Source organism: Mesorhizobium sp. M7A.F.Ca.CA.002.04.1.1 (genome assembly GCF_004022805.1).
GTDB classification, from domain to species: domain Bacteria; phylum Pseudomonadota; class Alphaproteobacteria; order Rhizobiales; family Rhizobiaceae; genus Mesorhizobium; species Mesorhizobium ciceri.
This window is the reverse complement of sequence record NZ_RZPL01000716.1, coordinates 1-2,836: the sequence shown is the minus strand read 5'-3', so window position 1 is coordinate 2,836 and position 2,836 is coordinate 1. Positions and strand designations below refer to the sequence as shown.

The following is a 2,836-nucleotide window of genomic DNA, read 5'->3' as shown; positions in this document are numbered from 1 at the left end:
TCCCTGACGAAAGGGCGAAGCGTGTCGAGGACCATCTCCTGGACCACAGGATGGTCGCAAGCGACTGTGTTGCCGGTACCGGTGTCGTTGGCCAGCCTGCCATCAGGTGTGTGCCGGTAGTAGGCCTGGTTGTCGAAGCCGCGCAGCGACAGCGTGGGACCAAGCCTGTCGCTCTCGCCGGTGTGGTTGAAGACGAGGTCGAGGATGACGCCGATACCAGCCTGGCGCAGCACAGCGACCGTGTTTCGCAGTTCCATGATGCCGCCCGGCGCAAGGCGCGGATCGAGGGCCATGAACGTCACGGGATTGTAGCCCCAGGCGTTGCGCAGCCCGAGCGGCGGCAGATGCCGTTCGTCGATCGACGCGGTCACCGGGATCAATTCGACCGCGCCAACGCCGAGTTTTTTCAGGTGCTCGACGATCGCCGGTTGAGCAAGTGCGGCGACTGTTCCGCGCAATTTTTCGGGAACGTCCGAATGCAGCATGGTGAAGGCGCGCACCGGAATTTCGTAGACCAGGCCGCCGGCGCGGAAGAGCGGCGGCGCAGCCTGCACAGGCTTCGGTAGCGCAGCCGCGATCGCCTTCGGCATCAGCGACGCGGTATCGCCCCCCTCGCCCCGGCGATCGGCCAGCCGCCAGTCATAGGCATAAGGCCTGTCAATCTCGACGGCGTAGGGATCGGTCAGCAATTTGTCGGGGTCGAACCACAGTCCATGCTCCGGCGCATAGTCCCCGTCGGCGCGGAAACCGTAGCGGGTTCCGGAGCCAAGACCTGCAACGAACAGCGCGTGGACGCCCTCGCCTTCCCGCTGCAGTTCGAGCCGTTCGATTTCCCGCATGCCCTGCTCGTCGAAGATCGAGACCCAAAGCCGACGGGCGGCCTGCGACCAGGCGGCAAAGCGGATGCCTTCGCGGGTGACTGTGGCGCCGAGCTGGGTCATGCCCGCGCCTCACCTTCTCCCCTCGCGGGAGAAGGTGGATCGGCGCGCAGCGCCGAGACGGATGAGGGGTGTTGAAAGGAACGCGGCGTTAGTGATCTGGACATCGGTTTGCGCCAAGCTGGAGCACCCCTCATCCGACCGAGCTTCGCTCGGCCACCTTCTCCCACAAGGGGAGAAGGTGAAACGCGCGCAGCCACTCTCAAGTGATCACGCTCGGCTTGGGGCGGCCGGTATGGCTGTGAATCCCGGCAATATCGTCAGCCGCGGCAATCAGATCGGCAAGGGCGGCCTGGGTGTCGAGATCGTGCCGAGACTTGTCCGGCTCGTAGCGCTCGATGTAGACGCGCAACGTCGCGCCCGACGTGCCGGTGCCGGACAGCCGAAAGACGACCCGCGAACCACCTTCGAACAGAACCCTGATGCCCTGATGCTCGCTGATCGAACCGTCGACCGGATCGTGATAGGCAAAATCGTCGGCACTGGCGATTTTCAGGCCGCGCACGCTGGTGCCAGGCAGCGAGCCGAGCTTGGCACGCAGTTCGTCGACCAGCGCGTTGGCGCGGTCGCTCTCGACCTCTTCATAATCATGCCGCGAATAGTAGTTGCGACCGTAGGTCGCCCAGTGCTCGGTGACGATCTGCTTGCAGCTTTCGCCACGCGCGGCGAGGATGTTGAGCCACAAAAGCACCGCCCACAGGCCGTCCTTTTCGCGGACATGGTTGGAGCCGGTGCCGGCACTCTCTTCACCGCAGATCGTCGCCATGTCGGCATCGAGCAGATTGCCGAAGAATTTCCAGCCGGTCGGAGTCTCATAGATGCCGACGCCGAGTTTTTCAGCAACGCGATCGGCCGCGCCACTGGTCGGCATCGAGCGTGCAATGCCTTTCAAACCGGCCTTGTAGCCGGGCGCCAGACGCGCATTGGCGGCGAGCATGGCGACCGAATCCGACGGGGTGACGAAAATGCCCTTGCCGATGATCAGATTGCGGTCGCCATCGCCATCCGAGGCGGCGCCGAAATCCGGTGCGTCCGGTCCCATCATCTCGTCATAGAGGTGCTTGGCATGGACGAGGTTAGGGTCCGGGTGATGGCCGCCGAAATCCGGCAGCGGCTTGAAATTGCGGCAGGTGCCATTGGGCGCGCCGAGCCGGTTTTCCAGGATCTCCTTGGCGTAGGGACCGGTCACCGCGTGCATGGCGTCGAAGCGCATGCGGAAGCCGGACTTGAAGAGTTTGCGCAGGGCGTCGAAATCGAACAGGCTTTCCATCAGCGCGGCATAGTCCACGACCGGATCGATGATCTCGACCGTCATGCCGGCGGCCTTGACCGTGCCTGTTGTGTCGATGTCGATCGGATCGATATCGGCGATCTTGAAGCTCGAAATCGCCTTGGTCTTTTCGAAGATCGCGTCGGTGAGCTTTTCCGGCGCCGGGCCGCCATTGCCGGCATTGTACTTGATGCCGAAATCCTCATGCGGGCCGCCCGGATTGTGGCTGGCCGACAGGATGATGCCGCCGAAGGTCTTGTATTTGCGGATGACATGCGAAGCGGCTGGCGTCGACAGGATGCCGCCCTGCCCGACCATCACCTTGCCGAAGCCGTTGGCGGCTGCGATGGCGATGGCCTTCTGGATGACCTCGCGGTTGTAGAAGCGGCCGTCGCCACCGATCACCAGGGTCTTGCCCTTGAAACCGTCGAGCGCGTCGAAGATCGACTGGATGAAATTCTCGGCATAGTGCTCCTGCTGAAAGACAGGCACCTTCTTGCGCAGGCCCGACGTGCCGGGCTTCTGGTCGGAATAAGGCTTGGTGGGAACGGTCCGTATCATGCTTCAGGCAACCCTTTTCGAAAGCAGCGAACGATAGAGTTCGACGTATTTTTCCGCGCTCTTGTCC

2 protein-coding genes are annotated in these 2,836 nt (G+C 63.1%); both read right to left on the bottom strand.

Going from position 1 to position 2,836, the window contains the following annotated elements; genetic code table 11:
- Nucleotides 1-941: alpha-amylase family glycosyl hydrolase (locus ENZ75_RS27290; RefSeq protein WP_245481258.1), on the bottom strand; the 941-nt coding region annotated here is incomplete at its 3' end.
- A gap of 199 nt (nt 942-1,140) precedes the next feature.
- The gene (locus ENZ75_RS27285) at nt 1,141-2,769 is read right to left on the bottom strand and encodes an alpha-D-glucose phosphate-specific phosphoglucomutase (protein WP_013532697.1); all 1,629 of its coding nucleotides are present in this window, start codon (nt 2,767-2,769) and stop codon (nt 1,141-1,143) included.
- Between the last annotated feature and the right edge of the window lie 67 nt (nt 2,770-2,836).

What these genes read in the sequence shown, in the direction of transcription:
- ENZ75_RS27285 (WP_013532697.1), bottom strand. Translation starts at nt 2,769, where the DNA reads ATGATACGGACCGTTCCCACCAAGCCTTATTCCGACCAGAAGCCCGGC.